The organism is Massilia sp. TWP1-3-3, assembly GCF_049897805.1.
GTDB lineage: Bacteria > Pseudomonadota > Gammaproteobacteria > Burkholderiales > Burkholderiaceae_D > Telluria_A.
Map to the genome: position 1 here is coordinate 109,805 of NZ_JAFCWX010000008.1, position 23,800 is coordinate 133,604.

Annotated in this window: 20 protein-coding genes and 1 tRNA gene; 8 read left to right on the forward strand and 13 right to left on the reverse strand. The window is 59.5% G+C overall.

Annotated elements, in window-relative coordinates; genetic code table 11:
* Positions 1–283 precede the first annotated feature (283 nt).
* On the forward strand, positions 284–538 hold the full coding sequence (locus ACP7D4_RS10060) for a TIGR03643 family protein (protein WP_133115090.1): 255 nt from the start codon (positions 284–286) through the stop codon (positions 536–538).
* 514 nt (positions 539–1,052) lie between these two features.
* Here ACP7D4_RS10060 and ACP7D4_RS10065 read toward each other — a convergent pair.
* Positions 1,053–1,562: a GNAT family N-acetyltransferase gene (locus ACP7D4_RS10065; protein WP_426106038.1), complete on the reverse strand. Its 510-nt coding sequence runs from the start codon at positions 1,560–1,562 to the stop codon at positions 1,053–1,055.
* A gap of 283 nt (positions 1,563–1,845) precedes the next feature.
* Positions 1,846–3,192: an HD-GYP domain-containing protein gene (locus ACP7D4_RS10070; protein ID WP_426208928.1), complete on the reverse strand. Its 1,347-nt coding sequence runs from the start codon at positions 3,190–3,192 to the stop codon at positions 1,846–1,848.
* A gap of 359 nt (positions 3,193–3,551) precedes the next feature.
* On the opposite strand from ACP7D4_RS10070, the gene ACP7D4_RS10075 reads away from it, so the two are divergent.
* From ACP7D4_RS10075 to ACP7D4_RS10095, 5 genes are all read left to right on the forward strand, one after another.
* Positions 3,552–4,502 (forward strand): chemotaxis protein, encoded by a 951-nt coding sequence (locus ACP7D4_RS10075; protein WP_426106034.1) that lies wholly within the window; start codon positions 3,552–3,554, stop codon positions 4,500–4,502.
* Positions 4,503–5,659: 1,157 nt separating this feature from the next.
* Entirely contained in the window at positions 5,660–6,046 is a 387-nt protein-coding gene (locus tag ACP7D4_RS10080) for a hypothetical protein (RefSeq protein ID WP_426208929.1), read from the forward strand.
* 55 nt (positions 6,047–6,101) lie between these two features.
* Complete coding sequence (locus ACP7D4_RS10085) at positions 6,102–6,494, forward strand: hypothetical protein (RefSeq protein WP_426208930.1); 393 nt, start codon at positions 6,102–6,104, stop codon at positions 6,492–6,494.
* Positions 6,495–6,911: 417 nt separating this feature from the next.
* Positions 6,912–7,205, forward strand: a complete 294-nt coding sequence (locus ACP7D4_RS10090; protein WP_426208931.1) for a hypothetical protein — start codon at positions 6,912–6,914, stop codon at positions 7,203–7,205.
* Positions 7,206–7,825: 620 nt separating this feature from the next.
* Entirely contained in the window at positions 7,826–8,383 is a 558-nt protein-coding gene (locus tag ACP7D4_RS10095) for a hypothetical protein (protein WP_426208932.1), read from the forward strand.
* 778 nt (positions 8,384–9,161) lie between these two features.
* Here the strand turns inward: ACP7D4_RS10095 and ACP7D4_RS10100 are convergent.
* Positions 9,162–9,248: transfer RNA gene (locus ACP7D4_RS10100), tRNA-Leu, on the reverse strand.
* Positions 9,249–9,388: 140 nt separating this feature from the next.
* On the opposite strand from ACP7D4_RS10100, the gene ACP7D4_RS10105 reads away from it, so the two are divergent.
* Both ACP7D4_RS10105 and ACP7D4_RS10110 read left to right on the forward strand, forming a co-directional pair.
* Entirely contained in the window at positions 9,389–11,350 is a 1,962-nt protein-coding gene (locus tag ACP7D4_RS10105; protein WP_426208933.1) for an APC family permease, read from the forward strand.
* A complete protein-coding gene (locus ACP7D4_RS10110; protein WP_426208934.1) occupies positions 11,351–11,809 on the forward strand; it encodes a cupin domain-containing protein in 459 nt (152 codons plus the stop codon). It abuts the gene before it with no gap.
* On the opposite strand, the gene ACP7D4_RS10115 is transcribed toward ACP7D4_RS10110, so the two are convergent.
* The 10 genes from ACP7D4_RS10115 to hutC form a co-directional block, all read right to left on the reverse strand.
* Complete coding sequence (locus ACP7D4_RS10115) at positions 11,806–12,231, reverse strand: DoxX family protein (RefSeq protein WP_426108011.1); 426 nt, start codon at positions 12,229–12,231, stop codon at positions 11,806–11,808. The two genes, ACP7D4_RS10110 and ACP7D4_RS10115, sit on opposite strands and share 4 nt — an antisense overlap.
* 24 nt (positions 12,232–12,255) lie before the next feature.
* Positions 12,256–13,119, reverse strand: coding sequence for a DODA-type extradiol aromatic ring-opening family dioxygenase (locus ACP7D4_RS10120; RefSeq protein WP_426208935.1), 864 nt, complete (start codon positions 13,117–13,119; stop codon positions 12,256–12,258).
* A gap of 114 nt (positions 13,120–13,233) precedes the next feature.
* On the reverse strand, positions 13,234–14,112 hold the full coding sequence (locus ACP7D4_RS10125) for a LysR family transcriptional regulator (RefSeq protein WP_426208936.1): 879 nt from the start codon (positions 14,110–14,112) through the stop codon (positions 13,234–13,236).
* A 4-nt stretch (positions 14,113–14,116) separates the two neighbouring features.
* Entirely contained in the window at positions 14,117–15,841 is a 1,725-nt protein-coding gene (locus ACP7D4_RS10130) for an ArnT family glycosyltransferase (RefSeq protein WP_426208937.1), read from the reverse strand.
* Positions 15,842–15,934: 93 nt separating this feature from the next.
* Positions 15,935–16,204: a type B 50S ribosomal protein L31 gene (locus ACP7D4_RS10135; RefSeq protein ID WP_426208938.1), complete on the reverse strand. Its 270-nt coding sequence runs from the start codon at positions 16,202–16,204 to the stop codon at positions 15,935–15,937.
* Between the two features lie 322 nt (positions 16,205–16,526).
* The gene (gene rho, locus ACP7D4_RS10140; protein ID WP_054268339.1) at positions 16,527–17,789 is read right to left on the reverse strand and encodes a transcription termination factor Rho; all 1,263 of its coding nucleotides are present in this window, start codon (positions 17,787–17,789) and stop codon (positions 16,527–16,529) included.
* 96 nt (positions 17,790–17,885) lie between these two features.
* Entirely contained in the window at positions 17,886–18,212 is a 327-nt protein-coding gene (gene trxA / locus ACP7D4_RS10145; RefSeq protein WP_426107962.1) for a thioredoxin TrxA, read from the reverse strand.
* A gap of 172 nt (positions 18,213–18,384) precedes the next feature.
* Positions 18,385–18,870: a response regulator gene (locus tag ACP7D4_RS10150; protein ID WP_426208940.1), complete on the reverse strand. Its 486-nt coding sequence runs from the start codon at positions 18,868–18,870 to the stop codon at positions 18,385–18,387.
* Between the two features lie 89 nt (positions 18,871–18,959).
* Entirely contained in the window at positions 18,960–22,814 is a 3,855-nt protein-coding gene (locus ACP7D4_RS10155) for a PAS domain S-box protein (protein WP_426208942.1), read from the reverse strand.
* A 183-nt stretch (positions 22,815–22,997) separates the two neighbouring features.
* The gene (gene hutC, locus ACP7D4_RS10160; protein ID WP_426104118.1) at positions 22,998–23,720 is read right to left on the reverse strand and encodes a histidine utilization repressor; all 723 of its coding nucleotides are present in this window, start codon (positions 23,718–23,720) and stop codon (positions 22,998–23,000) included.
* Positions 23,721–23,800: the final 80 nt, after the last annotated feature.

A 23,800-nucleotide genomic window follows, 5' to 3' on the forward strand; every position in this document is an offset into this window, starting at 1 on the left:
CTGCGAGGAGACCTTTCTAGAATTGGCGTAAGCAAATTGCAAGCACCGCTGCGCGAGATTGCTAGTTCACGGGGTCTTTGGTCTCGCGGGCTTCGTAGTCTTCTTTCTGCTCGAAGCAGCATGTATTCGTTGGTACAGGAAGGCCGGCCTCTACGAAGCCATACTACAGGTAATGGTATATTTTGCTAATGCGACAGAGCCCCGATGGACGCCGGTCGAAGCGATGGTGCGCTCGTGTCAGCAATATATCCTATCTATCGTGCTTGGAAGAAAAAGGAGAATTATGCAAAAGCGTGCTTTAAGCGACCAAGAAATCGATCGTATTGTTGAAATGGCGTGGGAGGACCGTACTACCTTCGATGCCATCGAGATGCAATTTGGCTTGAACCAGCAAGCTGTGATCGAACTGATGCGCACGGAAATGAAAGCATCAAGCTTTCGTATGTGGCGCCAGCGCACGCATGGCAGAAGCAGCAAACATGCCGCACTCAGAAGTGATGACATTACCCGTTTCAAATGCTCCAGTCGGCGCCAATAGCGCACGTTCAAAAGAACATGCTTTTCCGGTAATTCTTGGCGTCAGCGCATGGTGTCGCGCACCGCAGCGCGTCCGCTATCAATCATGGCGCCGAGGTTGTGTCGGGCCAGCGCATGGCCCAAGTACGATGCCAGGCCATACCAGTACACCGCCATGTTGCCATCCTGTAGCAAGCCCGGGCGGTTGGCGTGAATCACGCCGCCGGCAAAGGGAATTGCGACTGCGTCTCCACGACAGTTCGACGCAGTCGAAAGTGTCCAGATCTATCCCGAGTTCATCATTATTTAAGCGTCGCACGGCCGCCACGGCGCCCCAGTTGTCGAGATAGGTGCGGCAACGTAAGCGTCGAGTACAATCCGACAGAGATCGGCCAAAAGCTGCCGGTCACCGTAGGCGCGCATGAACAGGAAGCATGGAAATTGATCACTGAAAATATGATAGCGGCGCTCGCTAACTTTGCGCCGGCCGATGGGGCCGAAATTGTGGGTTGGTTATACGTTGCATGATGGGAAGCTCAAGGGGTATCGAGGAAAAGCACCATACGATCTTCGTCATGGTAGCCGCCGTCGATAAACGTGGAACGGCGGTCGACGCCCGTCTTGATGAAGCCGAATTTTTCGTACATCAACCTGGCGGCGTCATTGTCACTTCTGACGACCAAGGTTACCTGCACAAGTTGCGGAATCTGTCGCACATGATCGAGCATTTCAGTAAGCATACGAGCGCCCACTCCCTGGCCGCGAACCGTCGGTGAAACGTACAGACCCCAGATATTGCCGCGATGTTGAACCTGGGACATGGCTTCGCGCTTGAATCCTCCGATTGCGACCAAGCGTTCATCGATGAAGCCGCCAAAAATTAGATTGAGGGGGGTGGCCGTCAGTCGTTGCTGCATTTGTTGAAGCGACATCAAGCTTTCCTCCTCATGCGATGCCCACGCGACACCGGGCGATTCGAGGATGCCCGATAGCCGCAAGCTGCGATAGGCATTGACATCGGACGGGCTAAGTACTTTGGTTTGCATAGAAAGTCGTAAGCGGGAGCGTGAACAAAAACGGCAAACTACGCTGATTTGCGGCTCGACAGTGGAGCGTGTGGCAGTATGCGTAGTCCTATTGTAGTTGATAGGTCTACGACCGCTGTGGGGCGGCAAAAACCAAGCGGGCCGGCGCCGACGTGCCGTCGAGTACAATCGGCAGTGATCGGCCAAAAGCCGCCGTTCGAGTCATGACGAAATGTTAGTGCAGACTGGCGTCCTTTGCGGGCGAAAAGCTTGTTGCGTGAGACAGCTAGCGCACTTAATTCTGCTAGATAAACTCCTCCATAGCTTGCGCGGGATGAGCATGCAGTAGAGAATTGAGATGCTGTGAGTAGTCGTCGTCGAGCAGATTAATGAGCGGAACTAGCAGAAGCCGATCGTCCGACTGGACACTCTGCAACGCTAGGTCACGCGCGATATCGCGCAAATGCCACTGTATTTCTCGTGTTGCGACGTTTCGTTCGAACATCAGTGCGAGATCTTCGCTGCTTAGTCGTTCAGGGTCCAGACCCAACGGGAGGTCCAAACCGGTGCTGATGACCGCCCGCTGTATATGCTGGATGCGGATGATTGTTACTGCCAGCAGTTCCTTTACACGGGCTGACTTTGAACCGGATGAAATCAGTATGGTTTGGCTGGTTTTCAAAGCCGCGTCGATTCTTGAAAGCAGTCTGGGCACATCCTCTGCATCCACCCTGTAACTGCGCTCATCGTTCTCATGTACGGGAGGCGGACCTCCACGGAACGCCCCCGATAGGCCGAAAACCACTTCCCGAGCGTATTCACCAGGGATAATCTTCAGCGCGAGAGCAGCGCGCTCCAACGGATGATCCTTCACGATCACGCCTGCCACGGTTTCGGCGATGGCAACGACATGTCCAGCCATACTGATGGCAGGGCCAGTAAGCCGACGCGGATAGCCGCTTCCGTCACTGCGCTCATGGTGCTCGGCCACAGCACGCCCTACGCCTTGCGGATATGACTCCAGCTGGTTAATCAGCATCATTCCGGTATGGGGGTGGACAACGATGTGCGCCCACTCGTGGGGTAGCAAGCGCTTTCCCTTCCCGAGAAATGCCGGATCGATATACAGTTCGCCGATGTCGTGGAGCAATCCGGCCAGGCCGGCAATCGTTTGGTCCGTCTGGCTCAACCTGGCTTTGCGCGCGATCGCAATCGACAGCAGGCTCACCGTCACAGCATGGTCCAGCGCACTACCGCCTTCGCGATCCGCAATGGTCAGCATCATGCTCAAAGCACTGCCAAATTTCAGATGAGATAACAAGCCGACCGGCGATACGCCGTCTGTCTGGGTCACGGCAAGAATGTGGCTTAAGGCGGCCGAGGTCGCCAGCACCCGATCCGCCGATTGCCTGACCGACTTGCCGTTGACGCCCCCTTCGACAAAAATGCACGCTTCCAACGGTTTTTTCAGCTTATGGACAATGAGTCGCTCCTGCAGCGCCCGAGACACTTGCGTGCCTTTCGCCAACAGCTTGTTGCCGCGGGCGTCAAAAATATCTTCACTCGCTTCAACCCGCATGTTCTCGCTCAAGTCGATTACCTTGTTGAGGTAATGCTGATTGACTGCGATGTTTGAACTGAAATCGGGCATGGAATATCCTGCAAATACGATTAGGAACGGGGTCAACGTTAGCATGTATTATTTCATTTTGAAAACTATATTCTCTTCAATTCGCGTCCCCGTGGGCGCACAGCAACGCTGGCTAAGTTGCAAATAATTCTCAGTACGCCCATATTCCATAAGGCGAAGCGCGATTTTGCCGTCGCCGCGTGGCGTACAAATCACTTTGCCAGCGCAGAAGTGTAAGCTAGTGAAATCAATTCCAGATATAGTCTAGTCTCCTGTTTTCCATGCCCTCGAAACTAGGTCGTCCTGCCGGCCCCGTCTGCCGCAATCCATTTTTTCCGAATAAGCGTGGCCGTGCGCCGCGTTTTCACTTGTGGTGACAGATGAATAGCTTTCAACAGGAAATCGACGAACGCAGCAACTTAACCAGTTTGAACAAGATGGAGCTCCTCCTGTTCAGATTGGGGGGCGATGCCAGCGGCGCGCACACCGAACTGTACGGGATCAACGTATTCAAAGTGCGCGAAATCGTTGTTATGCCCGAGGTGACCAAGATTGCTGACAGCCATCCGCATATGCTGGGAGTGGTCAACGTGCGCGGCGAAATCATTCCTGTAATCGATTTGCCGTCCGTCGTGGGATGCATTCCCACGGGTCCCTTGCAACTCATGCTGATCACGGAGTTCGCGCGAACCACCCAGGCCTTTGCGGTCGACGCCGTTGACGAAATCGTGCGCCTAGAATGGACCGATGTGCTACCCAGCGATGCGGCGACATCGACGGCACTTATTACCAGCATTGCGAAAATAAATGGCGATGGTGTTGACGGGCGACTGGCCCAGGTGCTGGATGTGGAATCGATCTTGCGCCTGTTCCAGCGACCGGCAGAGCCAACCAAAGGTAAGCTCGGCGACGCCATCGTGCTGAAGAACGACCAGATACTCATCGCCGCAGACGACTCGATAATCGCCCGCACGCTAATTGAAGCTACTCTGAAAGAGCTGCAAATCAATTACGAGATGCTCGCTTCGGGCAAGCAGGTGTGGGATAGGCTTCAGCAGATCGAACTCGAAACCGCGTCCAGTGGCGGTTCGGCTCGCCAACGCGTCGCATTAATTCTGAGCGACCTGGAGATGCCTGAAATGGATGGCTTTACGCTGACCCGTAAAATAAAAAAGGATATCCGCTTTTCGTCCATCCCCGTCGTAATTCACTCATCCCTGTCGGGCGCAGCAAACGAGGCGCACGTCGACGGGGTCGGCGCCGACGCCTATATTGCCAAATTCATACCGGAAGAGCTTTCCGCTTTGTTGCGAAAAATGCTGAATTCTTAGACTACGTGTTGGTATGTACCGTTGAACCGGTCAGGGCGCTGTCCTCCAGGAGGAATTAACGGGCATTGATTGGTCCGCCTTGGGTCGCCAGCGGCGGAGACGGCAGACGTCAGACTGCAGTCAAGTACAATCGGCCGGAGCCGGCCAGAAGCGGACATTGCAAGTCAAACTAAGATCATATGAAACAGTCGCTAGCAGCCTGTCGGACTATGGGTAAAAAAGAAACTTTATTGACCGCTTGCTGAAAATTTAGGCTAAATTTCCGCATTTAAATGCCACGAATTGTATCCAGAGCCAATATTTTTCGTTTCAGGCGCGCAATCGTGTTTTAGTTTCGCAAGTCCGACAGGCTGCTAGCAAGTTTTTCGCAGTATTTCCGTATCGGGCTAGAAGTCGGGCTGTGTGAACCGGAAGAAGCTAGAGACTGGGCAATCTCAGTCATTGACCGCAGCGGGATGCTCTCGGTGGCCACTGCTGGGCGCTTTTACAGCGCCGCTAAGCGGTCAGGGGTGGGGGAATTTGAGGTGGCCAGAGGTGGGGGATTTTGACCGGCCAACGGGGTTCAGGGGTCGCCAGATCAGCTCAGAGTTGTGTATAGCGATATGGGTAAAGGCAGATGTCCTCAATGGCCTCCTTGTTATGCCTGGACACGAACTGCATCAGGAAGTGACGATGGAGATTCAGAGGCTCAAAAGCCTCTCGAGCGTTCCCTGCATTCGATCAGTACTCGAAGGTGGGTTTGACTTCCTCGCTTATACATCCTCTGACGACGAGGTAATCGCAAAGTGGTTCAGTCATGCTCTAGCCAAAATTGGCACGCGTGAGGCCATCGAAGTCATCAAAGAATTCTCTGTCGCTGACAATGTAGGGATCGCTGAGGAAATGAGCTACCGACTTGGAAAACTAGCGATCTAATGTGATCGCTTTGATTCATCGGTGCGATGTCCGATTAGGTGCGGCAGCGGCGGAGATGGCAGCTGCCGACTGCAGTCGAGTACAATCGGCAGGAGTCGGCCAGGAGCGGACCTTCAATTTGAGAGCAAACGCCAGCGAAGGTAGTGAAAATTGGATGTTTTCGCAAACAGCCGCGCTGCCGTCCGCTTGCGGCAAGAACGGTGGCAAATCTTGCCGGCGCCTATGTGAGATAAAGAGGTGTAATGGCTGTCCTGTCTGATAAATTGGTGGAATTGTGCGAATTTCTTCGTGTTTCAGGTGGACCGACAACTTGGCGCGGGATTAAAATTTTTGAGGTCGATTCGAACTATGATGATTATGGTAGGCCGCGTGTTTCGGGCGATCGACTGCTTTCGCAAGAAGAATATAGCGCACGCTTTGATGAGTTGCTAACCTGTGGACTTCCCTGGATTAATCTAAGCTGTTTTGGGATATATGACGGTTTTTTAGTTGTTGGAGTTGAAGCCTCAAACCCTTCGGCAACATTGATTTCGAACACGTCAATCAATTATTCGGGACTGCCAACCTCTGTGCTCAGCCCTCGGTGGGATTCGTCCTCTGCCTTGGTTATAGAGTGCCGCGAAGGCTAGCCATAATCGGCCGCAGTCGGCCAAAAGCCGCCTTTCAATTTTTGGGATCTAATGGATGCGTAAACCGGTCTACGACCTTACCCCTGCTGATTTGAAACTCTCTCCAATTTGGGAGTTTTCCTCTGATGAGGAAGGAATCGAGGGTCAAGACGAGGCTACGGTGCGACCGGTTATTTTGAATAACCTACAGGATGCATTAGCCGGATTGTGCATCGCAAAAGCACGGTTTAAGTTAGCGGATGGCTCGGCCATGTACGGATATCTGACACCCGGAATACCAGGTAGTTCTGACTTAGGCTCGATTCAACCAGCAATAGTCACGAACAGCGGTCAGGTATCATTTTGGTGCGGGACCATCGAACCTACTCAGGCATATCGAATCGTCATATGCGATGCTGGGGGAAAAATCGGAGGAGATCTTTCCGCTATCTTACGCTTTGGACACTGAACTGATTGATCATGAAGTTTCTGGGACTGTTCCTGGTTTTTTAGTTCTGGTAAATTGGAATTCTTCGTCTACGCGGGTCATCCGCTAGCGGCCAAGTTCGGACATTCGAACACAAAGTTCGACCGCAAACTCATCGCCACAAGTGGCTGCTGTGATTTCGGCTGACTTGAGGCGAGCCCGGCATCGTCAGATGCTGGGCCAAAACTCAACTTCCGTAGGGGGAGCAACGCCTTGTGTAAGATTTCGCTCGCAATCATTGTCGCCTGCTTACCGTTATTTGTAGTGGGCGCGCCCGGCGTTAACCCCAAGCCTCCGACCGAGGTGCGCAGAATGGCCTTTAGGGCGGTGGATCGCTGCTCGATGAGGATTACTTCCCAGGCTTCGTTTAAACGTGGGGAGTGTGGAACGAGCGGCTGCATGAATGCGCTTTTGTCGTGCAAAGTTGACGGTGAGGCGGTTGTCGAAAAAAATGCCACAACAGCGGTTCGCATGGCCGAAGACCACCAGATCGCCCCAAATTGTGCGAGCGTGCTCTCGTCGCTGGAGAAAATAGCCACCAACGATCTGGGACCATCGGAATATGATGGCGCTGCGGAAGGCTCATTTGATGCCGGCGAAGCGGTCGCCCTAGTGCGTCGGTTAGCGGCGTACGAATTGATCTACATCGTGGTAAAAGATCACAGTTGTTACGTCAAGACGATCGAAAAATGAGATGCCCCAGGGAATGCATTAAAAATCTCTCATTCACCTGCCTTGCTAACCGCTGCGGACGTGACGTTACAGAAATTTCTGCTCTGGGGCGGCAGCCGCCGAGCTTCAGAGTTCAACCAAACGGTCGAGTACAATCGGCAGAGACTGGCCAAGAGCTGTCGCTCATCAACCCGTGCGTGGATGATTTTTTGTCACATATCTATTTAAGCAGGTGGGGCGTAGCTCACGAACGACTGCGCGTTAGGCGCACAATGCGGTACTCCTGGGATCGCCTTTCTTGACCGGACCAGGGGCCCAGCCAAATGTATGCTCGGTCCTGAAGCGGAGCCACGATGCCAGGGCGGCTACAACGGTGCGGAATGGATGGCATGAGCCGTTGCGCACCTTCGATAACAGAGTTCAACGTGACTTGTATACCGATTTTAAAGAGATGATGGTGTTCGCGGTCCTGCTGGGGCCGCTAAACGCATACGCCTTCGATTCCCGATTCCCCCCAGTCTGCGAGCGTGCTGGCGACGCAATAGGGGGGGCATGGTCATTGGCTAGCGCAGGGTTATTGCTCCGAGACGCTTTCCCAAGCCGTCCAAGTCGGACGGCTGTTCATTGACGCTGGCTCGAGCGTGACATCGAATGCTGACCGTGCCATCCGGTCGGCCCGTCTGCTGGGGGCCAGCAGGTTCGACGGCGTGAACCTGCCGCCGGGCACGATATGGCTGAGGGCAAACAACGAATACGATTTCCCCAGCCCGGTCAACATTGGTCCGGTTCAATTGAATGGACAGGCCACGTTGCTTTACAGCGAGGCAGATGAGACTCGTCCCGGTACGTATGTCGCCGCGCGTCGTCCCGGGCAGGAAGGTACCGTGTCGTTCGAAGGAACTGAGGTCATCGAGGTGGTTTTTACAGAGCCGGACTACGCGGTGGATAGGATTTACCTCGACAAGCCCGGACGAATCCGCGGCTTGCTGGTCGCCGATTTTTTTTCGGCCGATGGGCATGTATTTGCTTTCAGTTCCGGAGGCAGGCAGGTGGTCGATGGCGTCCGCTTGGGCGGCTGCGAAGCAGTCACAATGTCAAATGGGAAGGTGACTTCCCACTTCCTCTATCCGCCATTCCGGCGCCAAATCGGCAATGTCCGCTGCGTTGCTGCGCCACCGGCAAAACGAGTAAGACGGTGACAACAATGCTGCCCATCCGACAGCAACTTCACCCGCGTGACCACGCGCATCCGCGAAGCCGGATTTGTCGTCTATGGTTTTGGCGCTGCACACCCTAAAACCCTTTTGGTCCCCAACGGACCAAGGCCCGCTCCGGGGAGGTAGTAGACATTCCGGAGGTTGGTTTCGAGAGGTATAATGGCCCAGGATTAGGAACGCTCGCGAAAACAGGAGGCGTTGCCAGTAACCCTTGCCCCAGTGCCAACACTAAGCCGATCAAAATAATACCGGACCGCTTGATCATTTCATACTTTTCAAATCCGATTCAAGTTTAAGAATGATTTTCTTCAGATCAGGGCCGGGAATCCGTTTGCTGATGTCGCTGATCAGGCTGTCTTTCTGTTCCTTGTATGGGACACCACGAAGATAGTACAACCCTTCTGCGTAGCATGTTGGCCACGCCGTGCATGGCGCCGGTAGGATGGCCGTCCGGGCTGCACAAGTCTGGCGGGGAAGTCAGCGGAACGGTCGAGATAGATCTGGCCGTTGATCTGAGCCTGTAACCTACCCAGTGGCAGTTCAAAGTACTCCAGCGCGACGTCCGCACCATCTCGTGTCTTCATATCATGAGACCGAAAATTGGTGCTGTAAGTTGGTGCTTGGCTGACGTACTACATGCAAAAAGCTGATTACAAACTCGCTTTCTGGATGGCACTGATCCAGTGAGCTGCAATTTGAAAGTGGGGAGGGGATGATTTTAGACACCAATAAACTTGAATGGACGTCTCTGACTGCGTTTTGGTGCCGGGAGCCGGAATCGAACCGGCACGCTGTTTCCAGCGCGGGATTTTGAGTCCCGTGCGTCTACCTATTCCGCCATCCCGGCAACGCGAGCCGCATTATGGCTGATTTGTCCGGTTCCGGCAACTGTTTCGCGATCGTGCGGCCCGGGGGGCGGTAGGCAGAAGGGGATCGGCGTATGATTCTGCCTACCTGAGCTACTCTGCCGCCCCTTCGGCCAGCAAGATGAAGAATAAAAAGATCCGGGAAATTTTACTCGGTAAAGCACTTGATCCCATGAAGAGTGAAACACGCCATTCGATGGCGTTGGTCGCCTTCCTTGCATGGGTGGGGCTGGGCGCCGACGGGCTGTCCTCCTCCGCTTACGGCCCCGAAGAAACCTTTCGCGCACTGGGCGGGCATAACGAGCTGGGCCTGTACCTGGCCATTGCCACCGCCGTCACCGTGTTCGTCATCGCGCTGGCCTACAACCAGGTCATCGAACTGTTTCCCACGGGCGGCGGCGGCTACCGCGTGGCAACCAGCCTGGTCGGCCCCTACATGGGCCTCATCTCCGGCTGCGCGCTGGTGCTCGACTACGTGCTGACGATTGCCATTTCCATCGCCTCCGGTGTCGACGCGCTCGCTTCCTTCCTGCCACTGGGTTTCCAGCCCTACAAGCTATGGGCGGAAGCGTTTTTCATTGCCTTGCTGATCGTGATGAATTTGCGCGGCCTGAAGGAAGCCATCCAGATCCTGCTGCCCATTTTCCTGGGCTTCGTGGTCAGCCACCTGGTGCTGATCGTGTACGGCATCGTCGCGCACGTCGCTTTCCTGCCGCAACTGGTGCCCACCACCATCGCCAGCACCAGCGAACTGGCCGGCAATATTGGCTGGACCGGCGTTGCCGCCATGCTGCTGCTGGCCTACTCGCAAGGCGGCGGCACCTATACGGGCCTGGAGGCGGTGTCCAATAATGTGAACCTGCTGGCCGAACCGCGCGTGCGCACCGGCAAGGTAACGATGATGTACATGGCCCTGTCGCTGGCCTTTACGGCCTCGGGCATCATCCTGCTGTACCTGTTGTGGGATGCCAAGCACGTCCCCGGACAAACACTGAACGCCTCCACCTTCAAGCTCATCATCGACAGCATGCACCTGGGTGGCCCGCTGCTCAACCAGGGCCTGCTGGTGCTGGTGCTTGCCTTCGAGGCCGGTTTGCTGTTTGTCGCCGCCAATACGGGCTTTTTGGGCGGGCCCGCCGTGCTCTCGAACATGGCCGGCGATTCGTGGGTGCCGCACAAGTTCCGCTACCTGTCGACCAGGCTGGTGACCCAAAATGGCATCCTGGTCATGGGCATCGCGGCGCTGGCCATCCTGTTCTGGACCGAAGGCAAGGTCACGCTGCTGGTGGTGCTGTATTCGATTTCCGTATTCCTGACCTTCGCCATCTCGCTGCTGGGCCTGGTCCTGTACTGGTGGCGCAGCCGCAACCAGGGGCATAGCTGGGTGCGTCGCCTGCTGCTGTCGTTGACCGGGTTCGTGATTTGCTCGGGCATCCTGGCCGTGTTGCTGTACGAGCGCTTTACTGAAGGCGGCTGGGCCACGGTGGCCATCATTGCCGCCATCGCCGGCCTGTGCGTTCTGGTGCGCAAGCATTACCGCGAAACCAAGCAAGCCATTCATTCGGTCGATGAAGTGTTTGCCAGCCAGCCATTTGGACCGGTCAAGGAAGCAGTCGAACCGGACAAGGAAAGCCAGACCGCCGTGTTCATCGTCGGTTCCTCGCGCGGGGGCGGCTTGCATGCCTTGCTGTGGGTGCAGCGCATGTTCCCCGGGCACTTCAAGAACTTCCTGTTCGTCAATGCGCGCACGGTCGATTCGCACGCCTACGGCGGGATTGGCGCGCTTGAAAAAATGCGCGAGGAAGCCGCTGACACGCTGGAGTTTTTCGTCGACTTTTGCCACAGTCACGGTATGGCCTCGTCCTCGTACATCAGCTTTGGCACCGATGCGGTCGACGAAGTGACCAAGCTGTGCGAGGAAATCAACCGCGATTATCCGAATTCGATTTTCTTTACCAGCAAGCTGATTTTTTCAACCGATAACTGGTTCACCCGCGTGCTGCACAACCAGGCGGCGCTCGCCGTCCAGCGCCGCCTGCACCTGGAAGGCTTGCAGATGGTGATTCTGCCGATGAAAGTGTAAATGCCCAAACTTGACCTCGCCGCCATTGCCACCAACATGGGGTCCGATTATCCGGCGCCCTTCCATGAACCCATCGGCCAGCGCATGCGCCAGCGCCTTGGCGACGCCGGCGGCCTGACCCAGTTCGGCGTCAACCGGGTGCAATTGCCGCCGGGGTGCTGGTCTGGCCAGCGCCACTGGCATGCCAAGGAAGATGAGTTCGTGTACGTCATTTCCGGCGAGGTGGTGCTGGTGACCGATCAGGGCGAGCAAGTGTTGTGCGCAGGCGAGTGTGCGGCGTTTCCCGCCAACACGCCCAATGCCCATCATCTGGTCAACCGCAGCGCTGCGCCTGCGGTATGCCTTGAAGTCGGTTTCCGCAGCTTGGACGAGCGCGTGGTGTATGCGGACATCGACATGGTGTACGACGCGACGGCCGATGCCTATTTCCACAAGGACGGCGCTGCCTACCCGCGCTAGTTGAAGCGGCCCGCCGCGCCGCCGATGCTGAAACGCCCGGCGCCCAGCAATGCAACGGCGATGGCTGCGAGCAGGTACATGCCCTGCAGTTCCAGCGCCCAGCCGCCGGTTGCCGACAGTGTGAACAAGTCGCCCATGTGCACCAGCAAGACGGCGACGACCATGTTGACGGCTACCACGGCGGCCGCCGCCCTGGTAGCGATGCCGAACAGGATCATCAGCGGCGCCACTATTTCGCCAACGTAGACCAGGTAGGCCAGAAAGCCTGGCAGACCGGCCTGGGCCAGCATGGTGCTGACAAACCCGACGCCGCCTGTCAGCTTCGATATGCCGTGAAACAGGAGGAGGATGGCAAGTGCGGCGCGCAGAACAAGCTTGCCGCTGTCGTCGGTGGCGTACAAATGAGGGCGATTAATCGTCATGAATATTCCCTGGTTGTCTAAAAATTAGCTGGCGCCGCCAAATTCGTACGATGCCATCGGCACTTTCATCACGTTCTCGACGACCAGCACCTTGCCTGCATCGTTGCCCGCAGCGCCAGCGACCACCATCAGCGGCAACAGGTGATCTTCCTGCGGGTGTGCCAGGCGGGCGCCGGGGGCGTGCTGCCAATCGACCAGCAGCTGGTTCCTGGCGGCGCCTTCTGTCTGTTGGATTGCGTCGCTGAGATAGCGTTCGAACGCCACCGCAACCCGGGTCGATTCATCGCGGCCAAAGCCGCGCATATTGTGATACGTCAGGCCGCTGCCGATAATGAGCACGCCCTCATCGCGCAATGGCTGCAAGGCTTGGCCGATCCGGATATGTTCGAGCGGATCGTAGCTGGACTTGAGCGAGAGCTTTACGACCGGTACGTCGGCCTCGGGATACATCAGTCCCACCGGTACAAACGTGCCGTGATCGAAACCGCGCCGCGCGTCGCCAAGTGCCGTTACGCCGGCCTCGCCCAGCAGCGCGGCGACCCGTTCTGCCAGTGCAGGGGAACCTGGCGCCGGATAATCGATCTGATAGGTATGTGCGGGAAAGCCTGAGTAATCGTATTCCATGGGCGGCCTGGCGGCGGTCGAGACTGAAAACTCGGCAGCTTCCCAGTGCCCGGTGATCACCAGTATCGCTGCCGGTTTCGCCGGCAGGCGCGCCGGCAAGGCCCGGAATGCGCGCTCGGTAGTGGCGTATTGCTCACGCACGCCGTCAATGTACGGCCATGGTCCTCCGCCGTGGGACAGGAAATACACGGGCATCCTGCCCGCGGCCGGGGTGGGCGTGGTCGTACTGGTGGCGGCGCTGGCGATGTTGGCGTTGGTGCTCATTGTTCGGCTCCTGTGGTTGCCTGGCATAGGCTATCAACGAACTATAGAAGCAAAACTTGCAGTGCACTAGCGGGGATAATCAGGAATGACTGTGCAGTATTTTGTACAATCCGGCTAGCCGGCCCCGGTCATGGCCAAGGCCATGGCAATGAACGCCTGCACCTTCGGCGACGCGTATTTCTGGCCCGGGTACACAAAGCTGAAGCCCGCCACGTCTTGCGTGGTCCAGTTGGGCAGGACGGGGACCAGCGTCCCGGCGGCGACAGCGTCGGCAACCAGAAAATCCGGGAGCCAGCCTATGCCTTCGCCGGCGATCACCAGCGCCTTGATGGCCTCGAAGTCATCGGTAATGACGCGGCTTGCAATGGCGACCTGTACGGTCGCCTTGCCGCTGGTCAAGTGCGCAGCCTGCATGGCCGCCAGCGCACTCAGGCGGTGCCGGTGCAACTCGCGTGGATGGGCGGGCGTGCCCGCGCTGGCCAGGTAGGCGGGCGCGGCCCACAGGTTGACGCTGATCGGTAAAAACCGCCTGGCCACCAGCGACGAGTCGTCAAGCCGGCCGGCGCGAATCGCCAGGTCAATGCCTTCTCCCACAAGATCCGCCATGCGGTTCGACAGCAGCAGTTCGACCCTGGTGCCAGGGTAGCGTTCCAGGTAGGCGTGTACGATCTTGGGCAACAAGGTGTGGCCAAGATCGACGGGCGCAGTCAGTTTCAACACCCCGGACGGGGTATTGTGCGTCGCCATCAGGGCCGCTTCGCCCAGCGCGATTTCGCGCACAGCAGTGGCGCAGTGACGGTAATACTGCTCGCCCGCTTGCGTCACGTAAAGTTTGCGCGTGGTGCGCTGGATCAGGATCGTGCCCAGGCGCTTTTCCAGGGCCGCTACTTTGGCGCTGACCGTGGTTTTAGGCATGTTCAACAGCCGGGCCGCGCTCGCAAAATTGCCTGCCTCAACCACCTTGACGAACACCGCGATCGCATCCAGATCCATCGAGCTACTTGCGCTGGTACAGCTTGAAGCGTTCGTCGCGGTCCGATGCGCGCCGGCCTTCCCAGATCTGCTGCCACTGCGCCGGGTCATGCACGGGCGCGCGTTCCTTGTCGTCGCGCAGCTTGACGCTGTCTTGCACCAGCAACAGTGAACAGCCCTGCTTCTCGCCGACCGGGGCAAACGGCACAGCGCCATAGTAGGCGAACGACGCGCGCTGCGGCAGGCCGACGTGGCCATCCACGCACTTGTCGCCCGCCGGCAGGTTAGCCGCCAATTGCCGGGCCACGGTGGCGTAGCTCTTGCTGTAGTTAAGGTCCGGTAGGAACAGCGTCATCAACAGCACCCACAGCAGGATCAGCCCACCGGACGACAGCACCACGGCGCGCCACAGCACGGCCGGCTGACGCGAAATGCGCCACAGCACCAAGGCGATCCAGCCCACGCTCGCGCAGGCGGCAACAATGAAGGGCACGGCGCTAAACTCCGGCACAAAGCCGGGCAGCAATTTCGCCGCATTGCGCGCCGCCCAGGCCGGCATGCCGCTCAACTGGGCAATCCAGAACATCCACAGCATGCCGGCCAGCATGGTGAGCACCATCACCGAAAACCAGTCGATGGCGTTGATGGTGCCCCGTTTCATGGTCGGCATGCCGAAGGCGGCCATGATGGCCAGCGGCGGCAACAGCTTGAGCAGGTCGCCATTCTGGGGCACCGGGTCGAGCACGATCAAAACCGTCAGCGTGGCCAGGAAGGTCAGCGGCAAGACAATGTGCAGCAAGTTGTCCTGGCGCCGCCAGGCGTAAATGGCCCAGGCCGCAAACGGCCATGCGGGCCAGAAAAACCAGATGCCCACGCGCAGGAAGGTCGCGATCGACGCCCAGGTGGGAAAGCCGACCTGGCTGGCGCTCCACAGCATCCAGCCCTGGACCGGGTTGACCGCGTCGCCGGGGATCAGCACGACGGCAGGGAAAATCCAGAGCAGGGCGATCAGCAACGCCGTCAGCACGGCCAGGCCGAGGTGGGCGAGGGTGCGCGGCAGCGGCATGTCGAGGAAACGGCTGCACAGGAGCAAGGCCAGCGCCAGCGTCACCGGCGTTTGCCAGCCGCGCGCCAGCGTCAGCAAGCCCAGCGACAAGCCGATCAGGGCGATATTGCGCAGCGATGGCGCCTCCACGTAGCGCACGGCGCGGTACAGGAAATAGGCGACCAGCGTGCCCTGCAGCGTGACCGCCAGCGTTTCGTGGCTGAACAGCAAGAGGCCCAGGCAGCCGAGATAGATCAGTGCGGCCGTGTCGGCCAGGGTGCGGCCGTAGTCGTTCGGTTCGGGCTGGCCGCCAAAGGCCAGGCGCAGCGGCTGCGCTTCGGGCCTGCGGCCCAGGTGAAACGCCGTGTACCAGACCGACATGGCGCCCACGACAAAAATGCCCATGGTCGAGACGCGCGCAGCCATGATATCGCCCAGCAACCAGCCGAACAGCTTGATGCACAAGGCGCCAAGCCAGAACGCAAGCGGTCCTTCGCTATCGACCGGCAGGCCGGCGATGTTGGGCGCGAACCAGTCGTGCAGGTTGCCTTGCGCCATGGTCCACATGATGCCGAAGCTGCCGGCGTCATCTTTCCACAGGTCGCGGCCAATCAGTCCGGGCAGGATGTACAGCAAGCCCAGGCCGAACAAGGCCCAGCGGGGCAGGGCGAGGGTGGCGGCGGCGGCGAGGCGGACTGGCTTCATCGATAACATGGGCACTGGGGAAATAAGGGTGGACGTAGTATCAACGAAAAAAAAGCAGCCGTGGCTGCTTTTTCGATCTTGCGCGGCAAAAACTTAGCCGTTTGCAACTGCGGTCTTGGAACCGACTGCGCCGAATTTCTGGCGGAACTTCTCGACGCGGCCAGCCGTGTCGACGATTTTGTGCTTGCCCGTGTAGAACGGATGCGATTCAGCCGACACCTCGATCTTGACCAGTGGGTATTCTTTACCGTCGTGGGTAATCTTGTCGCGGGTCTGGATGGTCGAGCGGGTCACGAATTTGAAGTCGCACGACAGGTCGTGGAACACTACTTCGCGGTAATCTGGGTGGATATCTTTACGCATGGTATTGCCTTTTTAGGTAGGTAGCCAAACAGCACTTCGTCGGTCGGTGACGCTTCTTGACCCGGTTGCCGCTCACTTGCCAGGGTTTAAATACTGCAACCGGCGATTATACAGGGGTTTTGGGACTTCAGGCAATGGCTGTCGGCGCATGTTGGCGTGGAGTCCGACCCCGGTTCGACGGCGGCGCTGGCGTCAACATGTTCAGTCGCCGTCGCACCGGGGGCCGACCCCTAAAAGAAAACCGGGGTCCGACCCCATGCCAACACTGCTTTACCACGTAAAAACGGACGGCAAGCCGTCCATTTTTTTTGATGCTTTGACGTTAACCGCCGCGGCGCATCATGTCGAAGAACTCATTATTGTTCTTCGTCGCCTTCATCTTGTCGAGGATGAACTCCATCGCTTCGATCTCGTCCATCGAGTACAGCAGCTTGCGCAAAATCCAGATCTTCTGCAACTGGTCTGCCTTGATCAGCAACTCTTCGCGGCGCGTACCGGATTTGTTCAGGTTGATCGCCGGATAAACCCGCTTCTCGGCCAAGCGGCGCTCGAGGTGGACTTCCATGTTGCCGGTACCCTTGAATTCCTCGTAAATCACGTCATCCATACGCGAACCGGTCTCGATCAGCGCGGTCGCGATAATGGTCAGCGAACCGCCTTCTTCGATATTGCGGGCCGCGCCAAAGAAACGCTTCGGACGCTGCAGCGCATTGGCATCCACACCACCGGTCAACACCTTGCCGGAAGCAGGAATGACAGTGTTGTAGGCGCGCGCCAGGCGGGTGATCGAGTCCAGCAAAATGATCACGTCTTTCTTCATTTCAACGAGGCGCTTGGCTTTTTCCAGCACCATCTCGGCCACTTGCACGTGGCGCGTGGCCGGCTCGTCAAAGGTGGAGGCCACCACTTCGCCGCGCACCGAACGCTGCATTTCCGTCACTTCTTCCGGACGCTCGTCGATCAGCAAGACGATCAGCGTGCAGTCGGGATGGTTGGCGGTAATTGCATGGGCGATGTGCTGCAGGATGACCGACTTGCCCGACTTGGGGGACGCCACCAGCAAACCGCGCTGGCCCTTGCCGATCGGGGCGATCAGGTCGATGATGCGGCCGGTGATGTTTTCCTGGCCATTCATTTCGCGCTCGAGGCGCAGCGGCTCGTTCGGGTGCAGCGGGGTCAGGTTCTCGAACAGAATGCGATGCTTGCTCGCTTCCGGAGATTCGCCGTTGACCTTGTCAACCTTGACCAGCGCAAAATAGCGCTCGCCGTCTTTCGGGGTGCGCACTTCGCCTTCGATCGAGTCACCCGTGTGCAGGTTGAAACGGCGAATTTGCGAAGGTGAAATATAAATGTCGTCGGTGGACGCCATGTAGCTGGCGTCGGGCGAGCGCAGGAAGCCAAAGCCGTCTGGCAACACCTCGAGGGCGCCGTCGCCGAAAATCTGTTCGCCTGACTTCGCGCGCTTCTTGAGAATGGCGAACATCAGTTCTTGTTTACGCAGCCGGGCCGCGTTGTCGATATCGAGGCCAATTGCCATCTCCAGTAGAGCAGAGACGTGCATAGCCTTCAGTTCAGATAAATGCATGAGTTGAGTCCCGTGACGGGAAGTAAAGGTAGGGGAGGGAACAGCGTGGGTTAATCAAAGACGGCAACGCGGGCGCGCTGCCGTCACATGGATTGTTTAGATGTTGCTGTCGATGAACGACGTCAGCTGGCCTTTGGCGAGGGCGCCAACTTTTTGGGCAGCCACGACACCATTCTTGAACAGGATCAGAGTTGGAATGCCGCGGATACCGAACTTGGCCGGTACGGCCTGGTTGGCGTCAACGTCCATCTTGGCGACCAAAATCTTGCCGTTGTATTCCTTGGCGACTTCTTCGAGCATGGGGCCGATGGCCTTGCACGGACCGCACCATTCGGCCCAGAAATCGACCAGCACGGGACGCTCGGACTTGAGAACGTCCGCTTCGAAGGATGCATCGCTGATGTGTTTAATGTTTTCGCTCATGTATTCCTCAACAGAGGTAGGGGTGTAACGCCTGGGGACAAGCCGGCCCTGCTTTGCATATCGCCAGCTTCCGTATTTTTAGTTGCAACACTATGATGGTGACACTGTGTGCAAATTCAATGTGGAAGGGCGGCAAGAGGGTGTCAGGCGGGGATTTAGCCGAAATAATAACCTATTTTGCCCGATGTGTCGCCGGATTGTACAAATTCTCGTTCTGGCCCCCGGCATGGGACGCCATCGTTGCCATGGTTGCCAGCGCGCTGCGCAGGTCGGCTTCGCTGATCGGCTTTTGCCAGGCGCCCAGCACCTTGAGCCCATGCGCGCGCGCCAACCTTTCGGCCGCGCGCCGCACGCCCCCATCCATGCCCGAGAGTAGCATCACGCTGCCCTGGAAACCGGCCGCCGCCGCCGCATGCATGAATTCGATGCCATCCATGTCCGGCATCGACAAGTCGCAGATCAACAGGGCCGGGCGTTCGCCGGCCAGCGTGGCCAGCGCGCGCCGCGCCTGCGTTTCGCAGCGCACGTCAAACCCGCCTAGCGCGGCCAGCATGTCGGCCATGATTTCCAACGTAAAGTTGTCGTCGTCGAGCAGCAGCACGCGCACGCTCTGGGCGGGGCGCGAGGGGAGTCGGGACGGGGCAGCGTTGTCGGTCATGGTGTCATCGGGGTGATAAGAACTTATATTATCGTGGAAGTTCGTCCTGCGCAGCGCACTGCAACAAAAACGGCTGTCAGCTAACACTCTTAGGTGTCGCTGGCGAAGGTCGTGTTCTGCATGATGTGCTCGGTAATTTTTTCCAGCAGCGGCCACAACCCGGCCACCATCGCGGCCGCCTCGGCCTGTTCCAGCTGCGCCGTGCCAAACGGCAAATCTTCCAGGCGCTGGCACATCTCGGCCATGCCCAGCGCCCCGACCGTGCGCGCGGCCGACTTGATGCGGTGTCCCAGTTCGCGCACCCGCATGACGTTGCCATCCCTGAGCGACGCTTCCATGTCATCCAGGCCGCTCTGGGTGCTGTGCAAGAATTTGAAGGCGAACTTGCGCACTTTGTCCTGGTCGTAGCTGAGCAGCTTGGCCAGGATCGTCAGGTCGATCACGTCCGGGTCGCCCGCCAGAATCGTGCGAAAGCCGCTGCCGGGGGCCGTCTGCGCCGGCCCGCTCGCCGCTGTAGCCTGCTGCGCCAGACAGTGGCGCGCGGGCAGCCAGCGCGCCACCGTCTGGCACAGCAGCGCCGGCTGGATCGGCTTACTGATAAAGTCATCCATGCCGGCGGCCATGCAGCGCTCGCGGTCTTCGCTGGTGGCCGTGGCCGTCATGGCCAGCACGCGCAAGCCCTGCAGGCGCGCGTCGAGCCGGATCAAGCGCGTGGCGTGCAAGCCGTCCATGACCGGCATCTGCACGTCCATCAGCACGCAGTCGAAGCTGGCCTTAGCCAGCAGGTCGAGCGCTTCGAGGCCGTTCTGCGCCAGGCACACGGTGCAGCCGGCTTCTTCCAGCATCTCGAGCGCAATTTGCTGGTTGAACGTATTGTCTTCAACCAGCAGGATGCGCGCGCCGTCCAGCGAGGGATGGACCGCTCCGACGGCTGCGCCCGCGCCACGGCCGTGGCGCTCGGCCAGTGCGCCGGCGGAGAGCTTGCCCACGCGCGCCGTAAACCAGAAATTGCTGCCCGCGCCAGGTTCGCTCTCCACGCCCACGTCGCCGTCCATCAGGTGCGCCAGCTGCTTGCAGATCGCCAGGCCCAGGCCGGTGCCGCCGTATTCGCGCGTGGTCGAGGTGTCGGCCTGCTGGAACGACTGGAACAGCTTGCCCGCTTCTTCGGGCGAAAGGCCAATCCCGTTGTCGCGCACCTCGAAGCGCAGCAGGCAGTCGGCAAGCTGCTCCTCGATCATCATGATGCGCACCATGATGGCGCCGCTGTGGCTGAACTTGATCGCATTGTTGGTGTAGTTGATCAAGACCTGGCCCAGGCGCAGCGGGTCGCCCTGCATCACCGCCGGCAGCGCCGGATCGATCTCGAACTGCAGCGCCAGGTCCTTGCTGGCAGCCTTGGGCGCCACCACCGTGGTCAAGGTTTCCAGCACATGCGCGAGCGTAAAGGCGACGTTCTCGATATCGAGCATGCCCGCCTCGATCTTGGAAAAATCGAGAATGTCGTCGATGATGCCCAGCAGGTGTTCGCCGGCGAAGCGGATCTTTTCGATGTAGTCGCGCTGGCGCGCATCGAGGTCGGTCTTGAGCGCCAGGTAAGCCATGCCGATCACGCCGTTCATCGGGGTGCGGATTTCATGGCTCATGTTGGCCAGGAACTGGCCCTTGGCCTGGCTGGCTTCCTCGGCCACCTGCTTGGCCAGGTCCAGCTGCACGGTGCGCTGGCCGACGCGTTCCTCGAGGTGTTCGTTCAGTTCGCGCAGCTGGCGCTCGGACTGGATCGAGTCGCTGATGTCGACCATCATGCCGATCAGGTATTCGGGCTCGCCCTGCTCATTGAAGACGGGCTTTTTGATGGTGCGGATGAACTGCATGCGCCCGCTGGCGGCGTTGAACGCAGACTCGACGTAGTCCACCATGGCGCCGCCCTCGAAGGCCTGGCGGTCGTGCGAAGCGTCGCCGGCGAGCTGTTCGACGGCGAGCGCGAACTGGCTCTCGCAGGCGCTGTTGACCAGGGTGACGCGTCCTTCCGGGTCCTTGATGAATAGCCCGATCGGCATCATCTGGATGATCTCGTGCAGGCGCGCCGCCAGCGCTTTCAAGGCCACCTCGGCCCGTTCGCGCTCGCTGATATCGCGCAGCGACACGATCCACACCGGCTGGCCCTGCGCCTGCATCGGTGTCAGGTTCACTTCGGCCGGAAAGCTGCTGCCGTCGCGCCGCCAGGCCGTCAGCACCTGGTTCGGTGCGCCCGCATTTTGCATGCCGGGCGCCAAGCGCGTGGCCTGCATCCCGGTCAGTTCGTCGAGCGTGTAGCCAAAGCCGCTGGCGCACAGCGCGTTGGCGTAGCGGATGCGCCCTTCGGCTGTGAGCACCAGCATCGCCTCGGGCGAGGCTTCGAGCACGGCGCGCACGCGCGCCTCGTCGGCCTCCTTGCGACCGCTGATGTCGGCCATGGTGCCGGTCATGCGCAGCGGCAGGCCGTCGGCGTCGCGCGCCACCACGATGCCGCGCCCCAGCATCCACTTCCACTGGCCATCCTTGGAGCGGATCCGAAACTCCACCGACAGGCTGGTACGGTCGCCGTCCGGCACCCGGCGCGTAAAAATTTTCGCCTCCGAGCGGAACGTGCCCAGGTCGTCCGGATGCAGGTGCATCAGCCACTCGTTAAAGCGCAGCTCGAATTCGTCCGGCCCGTAGCCGAGCAGCTCCTTGTAGCGCGGCGACAGGCTCAATTCGCCGCCCGGCTGGGTCAGTTGCCACATGCCTTCGCCCGAGCCTTCGAGCGCAAAGCCCCACAGGTTTTCGGCGCTGGTGAGCTGCTCCTGGGTCGCGCGCAAGGCGCGCCGCTCGGCGCGCAGCGATGCCGTCAGCTGCGCGAAGCGCCACGCCACGGCGCCCGCCGCCACCAGCAGGAACAGCGCCGCCGACAGCGTGATGTACAGCATGTGCACGTCCAGTGTCTGCGCCTTGTACAAAAAACCGTCCAGCGCAAAGTCGGCCGGCAGCAGGCCGAGCGCGGCGTAGATGCTGGCGATGGCGCGCCAGCGCTCCGGGTTCGAGTAGCCCGCTTCGATCACGTCGGTCTCCATCAGCGCCGCCATCTGGCCGGCCTGGTACAGCAAGTGTTCGCGTCCCAGGCGCTGCGGGTAGCGCGCCCGGATCAGGTCCACGATCTCGGCCTGGTGGGTCAGCGCGTAGCTCCAGCCGCGCAGGGTGGCTGCGCGGATCGCCGCGGCGCGCGCCGGATGCTCGCGCAGTTCGGCTTCGGTGGTAAACAGCACGTCGCCGTAAAAGTCAATCCCGGCCGTGCGCGGCGAGAGCAGGTCGAAGCTGGCGGCGCCGGTGGTGCCGGTGGTGCCGGCGGTGCCAGCGACGGTCAGCACCGGTGGATCGGTGATGAAGGCCGACATGGCGTCGACCCGGCCGGCGGCCAGGTCGTCCGGGTTGGCGCTGTGCGTCAGCTGCTGCAGACGCTCGAGCTGTACCCCGCTTTTTTTCAGGTACGCGAGCAGCTCGATGCTGCGCGGCGCCAGCATCACGCGCCGGATGTCGGGCAGTGCAACCTGGCCATCCGGGCCGGTGCGCACCATCAGTACCGCCGGAGAATGCTGGAAGATCGAGGCCAGCACCACCACCGGCTCGCCGCGGCTGCGCGCAAGCAGCAAGGTACTGTCGCCGATGCCGTAGGTCGCTTCCCCGGCCAGCACCGGCTGGGCGGGGTCAAGAGCGGCCAGTTCGCGCAGCTGCACTTCCAGCGCCGCCTCGCGGTAAAACCCTTTTTCCTGGGCCGCATACACCCCGGCATACTGGAACTGGTGCTTGCCGTTGAGCTGCAGCGTGACCTTTTCAAGCGCCACAACGTCGCCGGCCATGAGCGCCAGCGCCACCAGCGCGCTCAGGCGCAGGCGGGCAGGGGCGTGGCGGCTGCGGCGGAGCAGGGGCATGGTGTCGGCGGCGGCTAAAAAGTGATCAAGCAGAGTGATCAAGCAGAGTGATCCAGCAGAGTGATCAAGCAGGGGCGGGAAGGGAGCATGGACCCATTCTAAATGCGCTGTAAAGATAGCCGTAAATAATCTTTCAGGTCTTCGTGTGAAATAATATTACACACGAAGGCGTTTCATGAAATATTATTGCCCGACGCTGCCGGTGAACTGGTACAGCTGGCCTGGATGCCACATCGTCACCACCGACGCGATCTGGCCCAGCGCGCGGGTGCGGCGCTTGAGGACCAGGCAGCACTGGCGCGGCTCGATGGCCAGCATCTCGGCCACTTCGCGCGGGCTGTGCAGCGCTTCGATGCTGTAGGTGGCGCTTTGCAGCGGCGCGGCCTGCATCAGGTGTTCGTTGGGCGTGACGGCGGCGAAGTCCTGGGTCAGGTAATCGGGTGCGCAGGCCGGATTGACCCAGCGGTCCTCGACCTGGATCGGCGCCTCGTTCTCGAAGTGCACGATCACCGAATGGAACAGCGGCACGCCGGGCGCCAGCTCGAACTGCAGCGCCAGCAGGTCGGTGGCGCGCGCCTGTTCGAGCAGGTGCAAGCTGCTGTGGTGGCGGTGACCGCGGGCGCGGATTTCGTCGGCGATGCTGCGGATCTCGACCAGCGTGGCCTGGTACTTTTGCGGGGCCACGTAGGTGCCCGAACCCTGGCGGCGCGTGAGCACGTGTTCGGCCGTCAGTTCGCGCACCGCGCGATTGACCGTCATGCGCGAGACGCCGAACTGGCGCACCAGCGCCTGTTCGGACGGGACCACGTCGCCCTCCTTCCAGCGGCCGGCGGCGATTTCGCTCATCAGATAGTCCTTGATGCGCTGGAAAATGGGCGTGCTGTCTTGCGCAATCTGGTGTTCCAAACTACTCTCCGAAGGGCGGGCCGAGGATGGATTCTAGCACCGCGCGTGCGGCCCGATTCAAAAGCAAGAATGGGAGTGTT

Coding starts and splice junctions, on each gene's coding strand:
- ACP7D4_RS10060 (WP_133115090.1), top strand. CDS start 284: ATGCAAAAGCGTGCTTTAAGCGACCAAGAAATCGATCGTATTGTTGAA.
- ACP7D4_RS10065 (WP_426106038.1), bottom strand. CDS start 1,562: ATGCAAACCAAAGTACTTAGCCCGTCCGATGTCAATGCCTATCGCAGC.
- ACP7D4_RS10070 (WP_426208928.1), bottom strand. CDS start 3,192: ATGCCCGATTTCAGTTCAAACATCGCAGTCAATCAGCATTACCTCAAC.
- ACP7D4_RS10075 (WP_426106034.1), top strand. CDS start 3,552: ATGAATAGCTTTCAACAGGAAATCGACGAACGCAGCAACTTAACCAGT.
- ACP7D4_RS10080 (WP_426208929.1), top strand. CDS start 5,660: ATGGCTGTCCTGTCTGATAAATTGGTGGAATTGTGCGAATTTCTTCGT.
- ACP7D4_RS10085 (WP_426208930.1), top strand. CDS start 6,102: ATGCGTAAACCGGTCTACGACCTTACCCCTGCTGATTTGAAACTCTCT.
- ACP7D4_RS10090 (WP_426208931.1), top strand. CDS start 6,912: ATGAATGCGCTTTTGTCGTGCAAAGTTGACGGTGAGGCGGTTGTCGAA.
- ACP7D4_RS10105 (WP_426208933.1), top strand. CDS start 9,389: ATGAAGAATAAAAAGATCCGGGAAATTTTACTCGGTAAAGCACTTGAT.
- ACP7D4_RS10110 (WP_426208934.1), top strand. CDS start 11,351: ATGCCCAAACTTGACCTCGCCGCCATTGCCACCAACATGGGGTCCGAT.
- ACP7D4_RS10115 (WP_426108011.1), bottom strand. CDS start 12,231: ATGACGATTAATCGCCCTCATTTGTACGCCACCGACGACAGCGGCAAG.
- ACP7D4_RS10120 (WP_426208935.1), bottom strand. CDS start 13,119: ATGAGCACCAACGCCAACATCGCCAGCGCCGCCACCAGTACGACCACG.
- ACP7D4_RS10125 (WP_426208936.1), bottom strand. CDS start 14,112: ATGGATCTGGATGCGATCGCGGTGTTCGTCAAGGTGGTTGAGGCAGGC.
- ACP7D4_RS10130 (WP_426208937.1), bottom strand. CDS start 15,841: ATGAAGCCAGTCCGCCTCGCCGCCGCCGCCACCCTCGCCCTGCCCCGC.
- ACP7D4_RS10135 (WP_426208938.1), bottom strand. CDS start 16,204: ATGCGTAAAGATATCCACCCAGATTACCGCGAAGTAGTGTTCCACGAC.
- rho (WP_054268339.1), bottom strand. CDS start 17,789: ATGCATTTATCTGAACTGAAGGCTATGCACGTCTCTGCTCTACTGGAG.
- trxA (WP_426107962.1), bottom strand. CDS start 18,212: ATGAGCGAAAACATTAAACACATCAGCGATGCATCCTTCGAAGCGGAC.
- ACP7D4_RS10150 (WP_426208940.1), bottom strand. CDS start 18,870: ATGACCGACAACGCTGCCCCGTCCCGACTCCCCTCGCGCCCCGCCCAG.
- ACP7D4_RS10155 (WP_426208942.1), bottom strand. CDS start 22,814: ATGCCCCTGCTCCGCCGCAGCCGCCACGCCCCTGCCCGCCTGCGCCTG.